The 17,428-nt window shown below is 31.4% G+C and carries 17 protein-coding genes; all 17 read right to left on the minus strand.

Annotation, left to right across the window (positions count from 1 at the left end):
• Positions 1-63: 63 nt before the first annotated feature.
• On the minus strand, positions 64-1,167 hold the full coding sequence (locus ACFQZ9_RS30085) for a glycosyltransferase family 2 protein (protein WP_498947005.1): 1,104 nt from the start codon (positions 1,165-1,167) through the stop codon (positions 64-66).
• 41 nt (positions 1,168-1,208) lie between these two features.
• Complete coding sequence (locus tag ACFQZ9_RS30090; RefSeq protein WP_498947006.1) at positions 1,209-2,369, minus strand: glycosyltransferase family protein; 1,161 nt, start codon at positions 2,367-2,369, stop codon at positions 1,209-1,211.
• Between the two features lie 33 nt (positions 2,370-2,402).
• Positions 2,403-3,575 carry a polysaccharide deacetylase family protein gene (locus tag ACFQZ9_RS30095; protein ID WP_498947007.1) on the minus strand — a complete coding sequence of 391 codons (1,173 nt, stop codon included), beginning with the start codon at positions 3,573-3,575 and terminating at the stop codon, positions 2,403-2,405.
• A gap of 110 nt (positions 3,576-3,685) precedes the next feature.
• Positions 3,686-5,239 carry a lipopolysaccharide biosynthesis protein gene (locus ACFQZ9_RS30100; protein ID WP_498947008.1) on the minus strand — a complete coding sequence of 518 codons (1,554 nt, stop codon included), beginning with the start codon at positions 5,237-5,239 and terminating at the stop codon, positions 3,686-3,688.
• Between the two features lie 25 nt (positions 5,240-5,264).
• Positions 5,265-6,164 carry an SP_1767 family glycosyltransferase gene (locus ACFQZ9_RS30105; RefSeq protein ID WP_498947009.1) on the minus strand — a complete coding sequence of 300 codons (900 nt, stop codon included), beginning with the start codon at positions 6,162-6,164 and terminating at the stop codon, positions 5,265-5,267.
• Entirely contained in the window at positions 6,161-7,129 is a 969-nt protein-coding gene (locus ACFQZ9_RS30110) for a glycosyltransferase family 2 protein (protein ID WP_498947010.1), read from the minus strand. The genes ACFQZ9_RS30105 and ACFQZ9_RS30110 overlap by 4 nt, the downstream gene beginning before the upstream one ends.
• Positions 7,130-7,150: 21 nt before the next feature.
• On the minus strand, positions 7,151-8,320 hold the full coding sequence (locus ACFQZ9_RS30115; protein WP_498947011.1) for a glycosyltransferase: 1,170 nt from the start codon (positions 8,318-8,320) through the stop codon (positions 7,151-7,153).
• A gap of 62 nt (positions 8,321-8,382) precedes the next feature.
• On the minus strand, positions 8,383-9,579 hold the full coding sequence (locus ACFQZ9_RS30120) for a glycosyltransferase (protein ID WP_498947012.1): 1,197 nt from the start codon (positions 9,577-9,579) through the stop codon (positions 8,383-8,385).
• 18 nt (positions 9,580-9,597) lie between these two features.
• Positions 9,598-10,788 carry a glycosyltransferase gene (locus tag ACFQZ9_RS30125; protein ID WP_498947013.1) on the minus strand — a complete coding sequence of 397 codons (1,191 nt, stop codon included), beginning with the start codon at positions 10,786-10,788 and terminating at the stop codon, positions 9,598-9,600.
• Between the two features lie 49 nt (positions 10,789-10,837).
• Positions 10,838-11,806, minus strand: a complete 969-nt coding sequence (locus ACFQZ9_RS30130) for a glycosyltransferase family 2 protein (RefSeq protein WP_498947014.1) — start codon at positions 11,804-11,806, stop codon at positions 10,838-10,840.
• Positions 11,807-11,827: 21 nt separating this feature from the next.
• Positions 11,828-12,250: an FAD synthase family protein gene (locus ACFQZ9_RS30135; protein WP_498947015.1), complete on the minus strand. Its 423-nt coding sequence runs from the start codon at positions 12,248-12,250 to the stop codon at positions 11,828-11,830.
• Positions 12,231-13,406: a CDP-glycerol glycerophosphotransferase family protein gene (locus ACFQZ9_RS30140; RefSeq protein WP_498947016.1), complete on the minus strand. Its 1,176-nt coding sequence runs from the start codon at positions 13,404-13,406 to the stop codon at positions 12,231-12,233. Before ACFQZ9_RS30140 ends, ACFQZ9_RS30135 begins: the two co-directional genes overlap by 20 nt.
• Positions 13,407-13,466: 60 nt before the next feature.
• A complete protein-coding gene (locus ACFQZ9_RS30145) occupies positions 13,467-14,510 on the minus strand; it encodes a glycosyltransferase family 2 protein (RefSeq protein ID WP_498947017.1) in 1,044 nt (347 codons plus the stop codon).
• A 90-nt stretch (positions 14,511-14,600) separates the two neighbouring features.
• Positions 14,601-14,939 carry a helix-turn-helix domain-containing protein gene (locus tag ACFQZ9_RS30150; RefSeq protein WP_498947018.1) on the minus strand — a complete coding sequence of 113 codons (339 nt, stop codon included), beginning with the start codon at positions 14,937-14,939 and terminating at the stop codon, positions 14,601-14,603.
• A 59-nt stretch (positions 14,940-14,998) separates the two neighbouring features.
• The gene (locus ACFQZ9_RS30155; RefSeq protein ID WP_498947019.1) at positions 14,999-16,162 is read right to left on the minus strand and encodes an aminotransferase class I/II-fold pyridoxal phosphate-dependent enzyme; all 1,164 of its coding nucleotides are present in this window, start codon (positions 16,160-16,162) and stop codon (positions 14,999-15,001) included.
• On the minus strand, positions 16,163-16,810 hold the full coding sequence (locus ACFQZ9_RS30160; protein WP_498947020.1) for an acetyltransferase: 648 nt from the start codon (positions 16,808-16,810) through the stop codon (positions 16,163-16,165).
• The gene (locus tag ACFQZ9_RS30165) at positions 16,807-17,421 is read right to left on the minus strand and encodes a sugar transferase (protein WP_498947021.1); all 615 of its coding nucleotides are present in this window, start codon (positions 17,419-17,421) and stop codon (positions 16,807-16,809) included. Before ACFQZ9_RS30165 ends, ACFQZ9_RS30160 begins: the two co-directional genes overlap by 4 nt.
• Positions 17,422-17,428 lie beyond the last annotated feature (7 nt).

The following is a 17,428-nucleotide window of genomic DNA, read 5'->3' on the forward strand; positions in this document are numbered from 1 at the left end:
GGTATTAAAGAGTTCATTTTCCTTATTTAGCCCCTAACGAAAAACTGACTTTAATATCAAGTTTTATCTACTAAGGACTTCATTAAAATTATTAGATATGTTTTCTCCATTTCGTTCATTAGCTACTGTTTCGAAATGATTAACATCTATAATATATTTGGGTCTTTTCTTCACCTCATTGAAGATTTTCCCAATATATTCACCAATCAATCCAATCCCCATGAGTTGAAATCCTCCAATAAACCAAATTGAAAGCATAAGTGAAGTCCATCCGGAAATTGTATGGCCTAGTATTTTTTCTATAACTGTATATAAACTTGTAAAAATACTTAATATAAATAGGGAAATACCTAATATAGTTATTATTCGAATTGGCGCAATGCTAAATGATGTTATGCCATCAAATGCAAACGCTAGCATCTTTTTTAATGGGTATTTTGATTCTCCAGCAAATCTTTCATTCCTATCATAATAGACCTGTGTTGATTTAAATCCAATCAATGGAATTATTCCACGCAAGAAAAGATTGGTTTCTTTAAAATCCACAAGGTGCGTTAAAACACGCTTACTTAGTAGCCTATAATCAGCATGATTATAAATTATATTCCCCCCCATAAACCCCAATATTTTGTAAAAGGCCTGTGCGGTATTTCTTTTAAAAATGGTATCTGTTTTCCTTTGTCTTCTAACTCCATATACAACTTCATAACCTTCTGTATACTTTTGAATAAACTCCTCAATTGCATTAACATCATCCTGAAGATCTGCATCAATCGAAATTACACAATCAGCATTTTCCTTCGCCGTGTGTAACCCTGCTAATAATGCATTCTGATGACCAACATTTCGGGCAAGCTTTAATCCCTTGACATATTGGTTATTTTGATTTAATCCCTCAATAATTCCCCATGTCCGATCTTTACTCCCATCATCGACAAAAAGGATAGAACTTTTCAAAGAAATGGCGTTTTTAATAATTAAATTTTCTAAAACTTCTGTAAGTCTTTTTGCCGTTTCGTATAAAACAGCCTCTTCGTTATAACAGGGTACAACAATCGTTAAAATTGGCGAATTTCCGTTTACTATATACAAATTAATAACCCCCTTAAATCCTTTATCCAAAAAGAAAAAAGGAGTAGCATTTGATCTATCTACTCCTTTTTTCATCACAATTTAAATTTAGCTAATTTCCTTGCATCCCCTTAACCCTATGAAACTTGCTTTTTTAATTGGCCCCGTTTTTGTACTTTCAAAAAGCCACTGTCGCAAAGAATTCGTAAAGAAAGAATTAATAGTAATAGGTATTCTGTAGTAAAGTAACGATCGACTTCCTGGCTAGGGAATAGTAAGAAGTAAAAAATCATAACCCCCATAGTGAATACAATCAGATGACCGTAAACAGAATTCAAATTTTTAATATTTGAAACCACCAAACCAACCAAGCCCAAGACTATGAAGTAAATAATATGCGTATTTAATACAGCAATCCCATTCGAAATTAATACCCTAAAATAATCACTCATACTTAGTTGCACAGTAACTTCCGCAGGCCGATCTATAAAATGAAGGAAACTTATAGTAAATTGTGTTTTCCAACCATACGAATGTTCTAAAATACTTATTGAAAAATATAGAATTGCCGATAAAATTAAAAAACTCAACGTTTGATAAATTTTGAGACGATATTCTTTAGGAGCTAATAAACCAAAATAAAGGAATAAAGCACCTGAAATTATTAAATTATCCGGCCTAATTGCGATAGATAAAACTAATAGTATCCCTGGTAATAATTTCAACTGTTTATTTAGCACTAAAAACAAAGAAAGCAATATTATAAAAGCTGATAAGGTGTCCGGCGTATTTCTCCCGGCTATTAAAATAAAAGGCTGACAAATCATTAAAAGCGAAAGTATAATAATCCCCAGAAAACCCCTATTTAGTTTTCTTATAAATAAAAAGAGAAGGATTGAAATACCTAAAAAAGAAAGAACAGAAATAATATTAATGGCAGTTACAATACCAATACCTACTTTATGAAAACCATAAATCAGGAATATATATAACGGTTTAACTTTATAGTAATTTAATTGCTGATAAAATGACTCACTATCTTTCAACATTTCTTGCCCAAATTCTCCTGAAATAAAACCATTATAGACAGCTTTAGGTAAGACACTTTCTACAGTTTTGAAAGTCTCATCATGGATTTTTTCTTTATTACTTTGTTCTATCGAAATGGTAGCAGCAGTATAGGGAATTAAATCATAAGTATAATAAGGTTTTAAAAAGCTATAAGCAGACAAAAATAAAATTAGAAAAAAATAGGCAATTGTTATCTCGTTTTTAAATATGAATTTGTATTTCTCCATTTGTTTCCCCCCCAGACCAAGTTAAGCCCCTTCTTAAATAATATTTACATTTAAATTAGAATTGTATTTTACTTCTTTAAGTTTTGAAAGCTGATCTAATAGACTAAAATTTGTTAAGTTACTACCATCTAATGTTAATTTTTCCAAGTTAACAAAGTACTGTATTCCAGCTAAATTGGAAATTACTTTATTGCTCAAATCTAATTCTTTTATAGCGTATAAATCGGAAATTAAAATCCAATTCGCAGTTGAATCTGAAATTAATCCCTTGACGTATTTTTCAAAATTTGGATCAATAAATGTTGCTACACCAGCAATTTCAGATGTGGTATAAAATGCAAATCCCATTCTTCTTGCATGATCAATTATTGCTTGTAGGGTTTCCGGAGATGTTCTCCAAGTCCCTGATTTTTTTGATTCTTCCCCCCAACCAAAATCTTCCCAATTAATTTCCTTTGGTAATATTGAATGGCAAGTTAAAATTAAATTTCTCCCAGTTTTTTTAGCCAACTTCATTATTTTTTTTAGATAGAAGAGGTTAACGGAATAATATCCATCTAAACAAATGGATGGGGCAAAACCACTATGGTTAGAAGAGATTAAGTTATCATTATGTAGATGGCCTCTAACAATTTTAAAATACTTCGGAACTAATTCTTTGATATTTTGTTCATTAAATAAAAAGTGTGGAAATGCAAAAGTTACTGCTCTTTTAAAACCTTCTAATGTTTTGGAATGCCTTTGATTTTTCATCCATTGATTAAGGGATTCAATTTCATTTTCTATCCAGCAATTCATTCCAAATTCGTTTGAATACTCTGTTGCCTTTTTATGAGAAAAACTATGATGGGCAATTTCATGTCCCTTTGATTGAAGTTCTAACAACATATCGATTTCATTTTGAGTATGCTCTCGTTTTCTCTCAAAATGATGAAATGCATTGATATTAAAGGTGACTTTAATATTGTTATCTTCAAAAAGTTCTTTCCCATATTTATACCAGTCATAAATTCTATAACTATCATCAAAGGAAAAGGCAATTCCATGTCTATCCAAGCATTGTGGCATGTTATTTATTTTTTTTGTTTTTTCCCTTGGGATATGATTCTTCATGTTTCTATACAAGTTACTCCAGTATCTCCAAGCATAATAATTATTTTTTAAAGAATAAAACTTTCTAAAGAACATCCCTATAAATCTAGACATTATGACCCACCCTCAACCTGTTACTTTTTCCCTATCAAAAGGATAAAAAAAATAGAGACGGCAAAGCCGTCCCTTCAAATTAAATTATTAGTTTTCAAAATAATTCTTGGTTATACTGCTTTAACTTTCTTTGAAAGTTTTTTCTCTATAAAACTAGAAAATATATTACTTATAACAGATTTTAAATATTTGAATTCTGTACTTTTATAGAAAATAGCACAATAAATGCAATTAGGGATTATTAAGCAAATAATTCCCCTTAAAATTAAAGAGAAAAAACTATGTCCTGATACCAAGGAATTACAAACCACTGTGGTTAGAAGGCATACAAGTATTGTTAAAACAGCATAATATCCATATTTAATAAAATAGGAGAACACTTTTCTCTTGAAAACATGCTTATAAACAAAAAATGGCTGCGTCCATAGTACGGTTGCAATAGTACTGATTGTAGTTCCCATAAATATGCCCGCTAATCCGTAATACTTAAGCAGGATTAAGGATGATAATAAATTAATTCCTCCCTCAATAAGAGGAGCATATTTATCTTGAACAAATAATCCGGCTTTATTTTTAAATGTTGAAATAGCTGCCCTCATTCCATCTAAATAAAAGTTTATTAAAATAAATATAAAAGTTAAGTGATTTAATAGATACTGTTTTCCAAGCCACCAGCTAATGAAGGGCTCTAATAAGTTATATAAAAAGATGACACAAAAGGAATAAATCCAAAAGTTTACTAAATAAGATACTTTAAAAATAGAGTAATTTTTTTCAATACTTTCAGTAGCAATTAGATTTCCTACACTTGCCCCGATTCCACCCAAGATTGGGCTTACTAATGCAGATAATTGTTGTGTAATCATAGTATAGTTTGAATAAAGACCAACAGTAGCTACACTAATAAATGAAGAAATTAGAATATTATCTGTTCCATATACTAAATAACCGCCAATATTATGTAAAAACATAGCCTTTACGTTCTTAACTAGGTTTTCCCTTGTTGCAGAATCTACCGTGTATTTTACTTTGGTTTTTATATATAAGTATCTCTTATTAACAATTCTTCCACTGACAATGTTTTGAAGTGCATAAACCAAAAGTTCAATTGCCAGATATAATATATAATTTTTTGTTAATAATAAGATAAGGATTCGTGCTATTGCAGTCGTAATTTGGAACAGTAAATTCATTCCAGCTAACACATAACCTCTTTGATCGGCATTAATCAGTGACCACTTATGAGCATTTAAATAGGAGATCATATTTTTTGCAACAAATAAAAAATATATAATTGAAAGATTTGAGATCGCGCTGCCATTTTTCATTAAATGACCTAAAAAAGGATATAGAGCAAAACTTATTACTAATATAATTAAAGCTAAAATAGCATATGCCTTTTTGTATAACTGTACAAGTGCAATAACTTTTCTTTGATCATTTTCTGCTAAAGGTTTATATAAGTTATAAACGATGCTAATACCTATACCACCTTCTACTAGGGCCATGATGGATAGAACATTGGTCAATAAACCATTAATACCTAAATAATCCGCGCCAAGGCTATCGATAAAAATCTTTCTAGAGACAAAACCAAGAAGTATAATAACAACTTGGGAAAATATACTGATAAATATATTTTTAATTGAATGGTTTATTCGCATATCCTTTTTCCTTTTTATAAATTCATCAAATTATTTTGGAGATAATCTGACTATCGTATTTTAAATCTTTAATTTCGTCCACATTAGTACCATTTTGTACCTCACCAATATATTTATTTTTAACTGGTGATTTCTCTTTTGCTTGTTGTAAAAACCATTCATATTCTATATCAATATGTCCAATATCAATTGCCTGGATTCCGCAACTTGCTAAGTCAAACGCTAAAACAGTTGCAGTTGGCCCTAAAGCAATTAATACTAATTTTGACTTATCTTGTTTTTTAACTTCTGCCAAAATTTCATTATACTTAGCAAAAGCATTGATTGAAGGACAAATTATTCTTTTTAAGGATCGAGTATTATTAAATAAATTATTTCCAATACCTAGTCTACTTTTTGCACCTTCAACTATAATTACTTCTCTATTTGCCCATAAATCACTAAATTTTCTAAAACGATCACCGGCCTTACTTTTATCAATATGATCTATATATAACCGTGTAACCTGAGTGTCGTAGTATTCTTTTTGCATGTCTAACATTTTATAAATTTTGTTTCGGTTTCCTCTCAAATACTTAATCCAATAGTTTTTGGATTCAGCATTACACCAATCCACATTACTGAAAATATTAGGGATACATACTATATGTTTTTCATCCTTACTCTTAATAATTTGTCTTAATCGAAAACTTAATTCAGGATTGTAGGGTTGAAATAAAAGGTTTTGACCGTTCATTAATCCAAATTCCCCATCACCAAATCGGCTTACAGAAATCCTTTCACTAACAATAAAATCTAAAGTTTCATCAGTAGAATGAACAATTGGCGGCTTACTTAGCTCATTTATCAGAAAATTATAAAACCCTAAAACTGGTTCATAAATCTTAAGTACTTTGTAATATAGTTTTAAAAGCAATGATTTCATACAGCTTTTCTCCTATAATTGATTAATACCTTATAAAGATAAGGTTGAATTTTTGTAGCTGCCAATAAAATTTTTACAGTTTTAGGATACTCTTTAAGTCTTAATGTCGTTGTAAAATAGTTATTTAAAATTTTAGCCACCTTAATATAATGCTCTTTATACTGCGAAAACTCCGGATGAGATGAAATTAAGTTTAAAATGGTCATGGCGCTGTTAGCTAATTTTAATGCTACTAAATTGCTTAATTGCGGATAATTTTTTTTAATAAATTGGTACATTTCATCATAGATTAATACCCCATCAATCTTTAGGTCTTTAATTGCTCGATCCATTGTGCTTTCGTCTCTTTTTATATAATGATATTTTGGAGCACCAATGCAGCAAACTTTATTACATTTATGAATCAGCTTATAGGTAAATGCAGTATCTTCGTAAATGACTCCTACTGGAAATCTTATTTCATCAAGAAGACTTCGTTTTATCAACTTTGTCCAGACCACTTCATCATATAATTTCCCCTCCAGCATGGTTCTCATGGCTTGCACTCTATTATGGATTGTCAAAGGATGTGTACCGTTTTTTACGGTTTTATTTTTAAAGTAGATGGTGCTGGTACAATTTGCAATTTCACAATTATTTTGGATGCACAGATTGTAAAGAAGTTCATACATATCAGGTTCAATCCAATCATCACTATCAACAAATCCAACGTAATCACCTGTGGCAATATCTAAACCAGCATTTCTAGCAGTTGCCTGGCCACCATTTTCTTTATGGATTACCTTTACCCGGTTATCTTTTAAAGCATACTCATCACAAATTTCCCCACATCTATCTGGTGAACCATCATCAATAAGGATTAATTCAAACTCAGTTAATGTTTGTGACAATATCGATTCCACGCATTTACGTAAATATGGCTCAACCTTATAAACTGGTACAATTATGCTGATCTTGGGATTCATCACATAAAATTCCTTTCATTCTTATATAGATACTTTTTTCACTTCTTCCGCATCTAGATTATTAAGATTCTCAACTAGCTTATTTTTTTGTAATGGATTATCAATCAAGTATTTTAACTTTTTATACAATTCCTCTGCATTACATTCCACAATCAGCCCGTTATGCCCATTAATTAATTGTTCATTGGCTCCAACAAAGTTTGTAGTAATTATTGGCTTTCGTAAACACTTAGCTTCAGCAAGGGTAAGGCAGTACCCTTCATGTCTGGAGGTTTGGACATAAATATCTGCATTCGATATATATGGATAAGGATTTGGTGTGGATCCCAATAAAAAAAAGCTATTTTCTAGATTATATTTCTTTATATGGAATTCAAGCCCCTTTCTATTATTTCCCTCTCCAATACAGTACCATCTAACATCATAACCATCTTTCCTAAGCTTAAATAACGCTTTTATTGCAAGGTCCTGCCCCTTTTCCTTTGAGAGCCTTCCAACTGTCACAATTTTGATACCATTATATTTCTGATCGAATTCAATTTTTTCTTTAGATAATTCCATTATTAAATTGGTAGGAATAATATTCATGAAAACTTCTGCTTTATTTTTAACTGTCGGTATTTGCTCCACTAAATGCTTTTTTGCTTCTTTAGAAACTATGTGTATTTTATTAAACCTCTTATATAATTTCTCATATAAGTTCTTATTAATTTGATGCTTAGAAATATCAAAGTGAACCCATGATATTTTCTTTTGAGCTTTCACTTTATTCGCAATATAAAAGTCAATAATATCTGTAGGGCCATGGTAAGAAATAGCAATGTCGTATGTACTATTGCTAAACGGAATATCCTTTGCAACGTTTTTATAATAATGATACCTATTATTAAAATATTTAGAGAGAAAATAGGAAAATCCAAAGGTTAAGACTTTTCCATATCTTTTGTCTTTCAGGTAATTTTTTATCGTTTTCTGCGGAGGCTGCATAATTATTGGCTTTACTTTTTTATACCAAGAAGCTTCTTCAATTTCCACCCAATCAGGAAGGTATTTCAGAAATCCGCCTTTCTTTTCTAATAATAAAATGGTGATATCATATTCATTTTTTTGTATTTCCGATAACAGGGAGAGCAATGATTTTTCCACTCCGCCTATATTCATGCTGCTAAGCATGAAAAGTACTTTTTTCATATTTCATCTCCCTTTCTTTATATGTATTAAAATTGTCCCAAGTTTTTGTCATACCTGGGACATTAATTATCAAAAGCCATTTTAAGCAATTTATTAATCTCTGTTTTTGAACCATAATCTTGACTTTGTAAATTGGTTTGCAATTGGTGTTTTAAACTTTGATCATCCAATAATTTTTTAATCGAAAAATACAACTGTTCTTCATCAAAATTCACAATTAAACCAGTTTGGTGATCATTAATTTGTTCACTTGCTCCTGTAAAATTAGTACTGATGATTGGTTTACGAAAATATTTTGCTTCCGCTAAAGTTATACAATATCCCTCATGCCGTGAAGGTTGGACATATAGATCACATTCCTTAATAAATGGGTAGGGATTGGTTTTAGAGCCTAATAGAACGTAGTCTGCATTAATTTGATGTTTATTGATAAGCTCTTGATATTCTATTCTGGCATTTCCATCACCTAAGCAATACCATCTTACATTGTATCCATCCTTTTTTAGTTTAGCTAATACAGGTATTGTTAAATCCTGCCCTTTTTCTTTTGTGAGCCTGCCGACAGTCAAAATTCTAAAACCGCTGAAATCATCTTCAAATCCAATTCCTTGATTAGCCATTAATTCTATTGACTTAGGTGAGATAATATTAAAAAAAGTATCAACTTTTTCTTTTAGATTTGGCAGCATTGTTGTTAATTTTTCTTTTCCCTGATTCGAAACCACAAATACCTTATCAAATTTTTTATAAATATTAGAAGCAAAAATTTTATTAAACCCAATTTTCGTAATATCAAAATGAATCCATTGGATTTTCCTTTTTGCTTTTATCTTGTTTATAACAAAATAACTTATTAAGTCCATTGGGCCTGCATAAGCTACTGCTATATCAAACTCAGTTTTAATTTGTTTATAGTCCTTTAAGAGATAGCGAAAAAAAACACTTCTATCACCTAAGATCCTCGATAGGATATGCAAGAATAATATGTTAAATGCTTTTATAATTTGTCCTGATTTAAAAAGATTTAAAGAAGTCTGTTGAGGAGGGGAATTTAATTTTTCCTTCATACTTTTATAGTTGTTTAAATATTCAACATGAACATGATCTGGAATACTGTTCAAAAAGCCCCCGTACTTTTCCAACATTAAAATAGTAATGTCATAACTCTCTTTTGGTATTTCATTAATCATATTAAGCAAAGCCTTTTCCGTTCCCCCAACATTCATATTGATTACCATAAAAATAATTTTTTTCTTCAAATTCAAACACGCCTTCTTTTATCCTATTAATTTATAGAATTTTTCAATTTCCTCGATATTCCCCTTCTTTTCAGTTTGTAAAAATCTTATGATATTTTCTCTTAATTCATTGTCATTGATTATCTTTAGTATGCCTTCAAAAACTGCATCAGCATTCATATCCACAACTAAACCATTTTTTTCATCAACCATTTGATTATAAACTGCGTCAAATCTTGTGGTAACCACTGGTATATTAAGCATTCTTGCCTCTGCTATAGCAAGACCGAACCCTTCGAACTTTGATGTCTGTACATAAAGGTCAGCATTTTTTATGTATGGATAGGGATTTGCCTTTACCCCTAACAATATAAAATGTTTGGTTAGATCATTTTCCATTATGTACTTTTCTATTTTTTCTTTTAATGATCCTTTCCCCAATGCATACCATCTAAATTTAATGCCTTTTTCTTTTAGTTTTTTACATGCTTCAAGGGCTATATCATATCCTTTTTGGTTAGATAGTCTTCCTATCGTAAGAATTCTAATTCCATCAAAGTTATCTGCAAATCCCTCCTCAATGTCGGCCATACTTGAAATAAAATTTGAGTTATTAATATCATAAATAACATCAACTTTTTGGTTGTAGTTAGGAAAGGTCTCCAAAAATATTTCTTTGGTAGAATCTGAAACAGCCACAATTTTATTATACTGATCATAAAATTGTTGTTGAAATTTGCAATCCCTTTCACCCAATCGATAACTTACATTTACCCAAGCAAATTTCTTCTTTGCCTTAATTTTATCAGCTACATAAAAAGTTGGAACTCCTTGTGCATAGCTAATTGCAATATCATATTCTTTAGGATTATGTTCAATTACGTTAGATACGCTCTCCCAGAAAACTCTGGCCTTTTGAGGGTTACTATATTTTCTTTTACGAATTTCAAGTGAGTATTTTATTCGAGAAATTAACATTTTAAATTTCAAACTTTTTAGTGAGTACTTTAAAGCATCTTTTATGCTTAGCGATGTAAATCCCGTATATTTTAAGGGCTTTAATATGGTAACCTCTTCAGGAACAAGCTCTTCAAGTACCCCACCATATCCAAACAGCTTTAAGTCAACTGAAAACTTTGAGTAATCTATAAGCGATAATAATGTAACCAGGCTTTTTTCTGCACCTGCACAATCTAATGAGTCTATCACAAATAGCAGTTTCTTTTTCATAATTGAATAATCACCACGCTCTTTCAATATTTTCCCTGTAATTAAGCTCTTATAAGTTTTTTAAATTATTCAAGAAAACTAAAATTGAAAAATTATAATTTAGCAATGTTAGAAGGGACTTATATTTTAAAGAGATAAAATCATTATTAATAATTTGTCTAAAATACTTTTTAACATGCTGTTGAAGATACCTGATATAGTGTTTTTGATCTCTTTTATTGTTTACTTGATTCAAAATATAAAAAATATTATCAACACACCCAAAAACATAGCATGTTAAAAATTCTTGTGATAATTCTGGATACCGCTTTATCATAAAAGCTAATATTTCATCCCATCCAATAAATGCATCCAATCTTTTTTCATTAAATTTTGAGGTTAAAATACTATTCTCTCGTTTTACATATATATAACCTATATTGTTTGTATAAACAGCTTTATCTGAGTTAGCGAAAAGCTTATATGTAGTGGATAAATCTTCATGAATTCTCCCATCAGGGAATTGAATATTTTCAAAACATTTTCTTTTAAATAATTTATTACATAAGGAAAACCTATACAGAATTCCCTTAAAAAGTTCTCTCATTGCTTCAATATTATCCATTTCCTTTACAAAAGGATCGTGGCTCTTATTAATTATTTCACCATTTATTTCCCGACCCAATTTACTGATTGAAATATCACTTTCAGTTTTTTCGCATAACTCATAAAGTTCTAAGTACATATTTTTTAGAATGTAGTCGTCACCGTCGACAAAACCAATATAATCTCCTTTAGCCAATTTTAACCCGGCATTTCTAGCAGAACTAACTCCACCATATTCCTTGTCAATTACTTTAATTCTGTTATCTGATTCAGCATATGAGTTGCAAATGTTGATACTATTATCCGTTGACCCATCATTCACAAGAATAACCTCAAAATCCCCTAAAGTTTGAGCAAGTAAGCTATCTAAACAATCCCCTAAAAACGGCTCTACATTAAAGACAGGAACAATAATACTAATCAATGGTTTCATAATTTTTATCTTCCCGTACTGTCATAATAAGATCTTTTGTTTTACAATTGTTGATGAAACACCTTGAGTATATGGAAAATATATGATGTCAACCCCTACCATGCTAAACTTCTTTTCTACTTCATTAAATAAAGCATTACCTTTCCAGTCATCCCCAACAAACATGACATTGAATTGTAATGTTTCCCAAGCTAAAAACTTATCTCGATTGTTCTGCTGAACCACATCATCTACATATTTTATTCCCTCAACAATTTCCATTCTTTCACGATGAGGAATGACTGGTTGCTTATTTTTGTACTCCATAACTAATTCATCCGTACTTACTCCAACAATAAGATAATCGCATTGTTCCTTTGCTTTTCTTAAAATATTTAGATGTCCGACATGAAATAAATCGAACACTCCAGTTGTATATCCAACCTTATAATGCTTTTGATTCATAATAATTCCTCCGTTTTCTTTGAAAACAAACTTTTTCAATTTTCTTAACAAGTTTTTTGCTTGCATTGCCCTTTTCAAATGACCCAACATGATCTGAGAAATTAATTAATTTCTCTCGGTAATCCTTTTGGTTAAACTGTTTTATTTGAGTTAGCAACTCCTGCATACTTTTAGAATTAATAAAAGGAAGTTCCTTTATATCAAAATATAAGTCTCTTTCGTTTTTTATATATTCTTTTAGATCAGGAGTATATAAAAAACAAGGCCTTTGGGTTATTGAAAAATCAAACATTAATGATGAATAATCTGTGATAAGGACATCCGCAATGCTTAAAAGTTCTTGTATGTCATCGTAAAAAGTTACATCCACTACCTTATCCTCATACAATAAATTTTTTGATAAATGCATTTGATGAGGATGTAGTTTTACAAGAAATTTCCACTCACCGCCAAATTTACTTTCAAGATTTTCAATTATTTTCAAATACTCAAGATTATAAATGTCAAGATTATTATTTTTTCTAAAAGTTGGAGCATACAAAATAACTTTTTTGCCGATTGGAATATTTAATTCCGTTAAAATTCCTTTTTTCATTAATAAGTCATTTTTGAAAAGAACATCATTCCTTGGGGTGCCACATTCCAAAATTTCCCCCTGATACCAAAATGCTCTTTTAATAATTTGGGTACTAAATTCACAACCTGATATTAAAAGATCACATTTTAATGAGTCTTTTTTAGCCATTTGAATATATTTATTTGGCAAATGTATTTCTGCATCTTTTTCGATTTGTTTTAACCTTAATGAACTATGCCAAGTCTGTATGTAGTACTGATCTTTTCTTTTCACAAATAATTCTGTTGATCTATAATTCGTGATAATAACTTTTGATGTACATAATTCATAAAAACATTTCAGGGACATTGTTTTTACTTTACGAATTCCTTTTAAATGTTCATTTTCCTTAATGTTATTTAAGGCCCAAACAATATCAAATGTTTCCTTTGGATAATGTTTTAAAATGTATTCCGTTATATATTTTGGATTTCCACCGTATTGACTTCCATAATAACTATAAAAGAAGATTTTATTTTTCTTTATCGGAAAAAAATTAAATAAATAGATAACAGCTAACGCGAGATATCTTTTTAACAACTAAAACGCCCCCGTTACAAAATAAAAAAGCATTTCCCATTGACTAGGATCTGCTAAACTTTATATCTTTACTTTTTTTAGATCTATTTTCTCTAATCCACTTGGCTTTGATTGCAGTCTTAATTTATGTAATATCTTGTAGAAAAATAGGTACGTAACGTTGAGATAAGGATGGATACTAAATAAAACAAGTTGCTTTTTTAAAGATTTTTCATTCTCAACTGCTTTTACTAATGCAGGAAAATTCCGTTTAATATATTGTTGAATTTCCATTCTACCCAAAATACTTCCATCTTTTTTTCTATTCCGCAAAAGAAGATTATAATGAATTAATGATGTTTTAAGGAGTAATATATAAGACTCTTTTGTCAGATCATGATAATGTTCCGCAATAAAACTATGCCTTTCCTTTAAACCTTTGATGATGTCTAGGTTCCTTATCGAATAGTTTGCAACAATACTATCATCACGCTGAAAATAGTTATACAAAGGGCTATTTAGTATAACGAAAGTGTTGACTCTTTGCATGACTTTATGAGCCCAAAAAACATCTTCAAATAGAACACCCTTTTTAAAAGGAAGATCCTCTATCATTTTCGTCTTATAAAGTTTACCCCAAGCGAAATTTTTTACCGTTTCATTAATTACAAGCTGCCTCATCAAAGATTGGTTATCCAAAACGACAGGTGGATCATTTTGCGAATAAATACGATTATCAAATAGCAGGTGTTGATTATATGCGTAATAAAAAGCTGACTGGACTACATCTGCATTGTACTTTTTACTTGTGAAAACCATATTTTCAACCATACTTTCCTCTAACCAATCATCGCTATCCACAAACATCGTATATTCTCCCGTTGTAAATTGCATGCCAAAATTCCTTGCATCGGACAGGCCCCCATTTTCTTTGTGAAACACCACTATCCGATTATCCTTCTCGGCAAATTGTTCTGCAATTTCACCACATTGGTCTGGGGAGCCATCATCAACTAAAATAATCTCCAAGTTTGTATAAGTTTGTTCTAAAATACTCTCAATGCATCTTGAAAGATATTTTTCTACTTTATAAATTGGAACTATAATACTTACCTTTGGATTCACACTTATCCGCCCGCCTTCAATTTTTTGGTATAATTTAATGTTGAAAGTCGGCCAGATTCAGAAAGATATAAGAAAGATATCTTTTTACACCTATTTTTTTGTTTCCAAATTCTGATTCTGCCACTTAATAAACTCAATTAGTGTTTTATATTCTTTTTTTTCTATCCCAGATTCCTTTAGTTCATTTACTAATTCTATTAATTCTTTATCCTGGAGAGGCTCTTTTTCATCGACGTTTTCTTGTAATAATGTTTTCAAATCTACATTCAACACTTGTGCTATTTTTCGTAAAACTTGTATGGAGGGATTTCGATTTAAATTCCTTTCAATATTACTTAAATAAGACTTAGATATATTCGCCCTCTCCGCCAGTTCGGAAAGCGAATATCCCCTTTTTTTACGTAAATCATAAATAATTTTTCCTAGCATTCACACATACCCCGTTTTTTCCAAAAATATTGGTGAAGGTAAAAAGCACACCTCTTCTTTCATAATCTTTGTTTTATTGCCTGCTTAATATAATGGATCGTTCTTGTTTGTTCCTCTTCCATCATATTTGTTCCAGAAGGTAAACAAATGCCGTATCTAAATAAATCCTCTGAAACATTTTCCTTTTCACTATGTGGATAATAGGTAATTCCATAAAAAATAGGCTGCAGATGAAGCGGCTTCCAAACTGGTCGGGCTTCAATATTTTCTTCCGTTAAAGTATTTAATAACTCTTTTACCGACACTTCTGCTTCCTTTTCATCTATGGTTAATGCAGTTAACCAGCGATTGGACCGAGTTTCTTCTAATTCAGGCATGAAGGATACCCCAGGTAAATGTGCAAGCTCTTGGACATATCTTTTAAAAATCTGTCTTTTTGCCATTACTCTTTCCTCTAGTACTTCCAATTGTCCCCTGCCAATCCCCGCTAAAATATTGCTCATGCGGTAATTGTAGCCAAGTGTACTGTGTTGGTAATGTGGTGCTGGATCCCTTGCTTGGGTTGCTAAAAAGCGTGCTTTTTGTATCGCTTCATGATCATTAGAAATAAGCATCCCACCACCGGATGTTGTAATGATTTTATTACCATTAAATGAATAAATCCCAAACTTTCCAAACGTTCCACTTGGTTTCCCTTTATAACTTGATCCTAAGGATTCGGCAGCATCTTCAATAATAGGAACTTCATAATGATTACAAATGGAGACAATTTCATCCATTTTTGCACTTTGACCATATAAATTCACTACAATAACCGCTTTTGGTAGTTTTTCTTCCCGTAAAGCATCCTGGAAGGCTTTTTCAAGAGCTTGAGGGGACATATTCCATGTCTCCGGTTCAGAATCAATGAATACCGGTTCTGCTCCCTGATAGATGATTGGATTTGCACTTGCAATAAAAGTAAGGCTTGAGCAGAAAACTTTATCCCCCTTTTTTACATCCAATAAAGAAAGAGCCAAATGAATCGCCGCAGTTCCTGAACTAACAGCAACAGCTTCATTGGCTCCTACATAGTTGGCTATTTCTTTTTCAAAAGCATCCACATTTGGTCCTAATGGCGCAATCCAGTTTGTTTCAAAAGCTTCTTGAATATACTTTTGCTCATTTCCGCTCATGTGCGGAGCAGCAAGATAGATCCTCTTTTTATAGGTTGTATTTAACAATTAATTCACCTTCATACTTAAATTATTGTTTACTACTTTTGCAGGATTCCCCACCGCTGTACAATAAGGTGGAATATCTTGAATAATCGTTGCCCCTGCACCAATAGTTACCCACTCTCCAACTCTCATATTGGGTATGATGGTTGCACCCGCTCCAATAAAGGTACCCTCTTCAAGGTGGACAGCACCAGTTAAAGTAACCCCTGGACACACATGTGAAAAGTCACCTATTACACAGTCATGTTCTATTACAGATCCTGTGTTTATGATGGCGTGATTACCGATTTCAGTATCTGCGTTTATGACTGAACCAGGCATAACAACGGTACCCTTACCTATCTTGGTACAATCACTTATAATAGAAGTGTTGTGAATAATCGTTTCATAATACTCATTAGGAAGATTTAATTTATCAGCAATTAATTTTCTTGTTTTATTATTTCCTATCGCGATGATGAATTTTATTTTCTGATCATATTTTAATAGTTTATTTATCGATGCAATCGGGCCACAAAAGATATTTTCCGTTAACCTGACATTTGCGTATTTATCATCCAAATAGGCAACAATCTGATAATCTTTATTTGAAAGTATCATCTCGGAAATTACTTTACTATGTCCCCCGCGACCAATCACTGCGATTTTCATCCGTGTCCTCCTTTCACTGTTGACTTTGAGCCAGTGAAACTTTCCATCGTCACATTTCCAGGTTGGTTTATCCCTTCAGACTTCAATACTTTGAACATCGTTAGAAATAATATTTTCATATCCAAGAAAAAGGATTGATTGCTTACATACCAGACATCCAATTTGAACTTTTCTTCCCACGAGATGGCATTGCGACCATTTACCTGTGCCCATCCGGTTATTCCAGGTCTGACATTATGGCGTCTTGCTTGCTCATTTGTATAAAGCGAGAGATACTCCATTAAAAGCGGCCTAGGACCTACTAAACTTAAATCCCCCTTCATTACGTTGATTAACTGTGGATATTCGTCAAGGCTATATTTTCTTAAGAATTTGCCAAACGAAGTTAATCTTTTATCGTCAGGCAATAATCGCCCTTTTGCATCTTTTTCCTCTGTCATGGTTCGCAGTTTATAAAGGTAAAAGGCTTTTCCATATAGTCCAGGACGTTGCTGTTTAAAGATGATCGGTGATCCTAGCCTGATTCTTACCAATAAAGCAAAAATAAGAAAAAAGGGGAAAAAGGTTACAAATAAAATCAATGAAACTGTAAAATCAAACAATCGCTTCATCATTCTT

The organism is Neobacillus sp. GCM10027624, from assembly GCF_042675345.1.
In the GTDB taxonomy this organism is placed as follows: domain Bacteria; phylum Bacillota; class Bacilli; order Bacillales; family Cytobacillaceae; genus Neobacillus; species Neobacillus cucumis_D.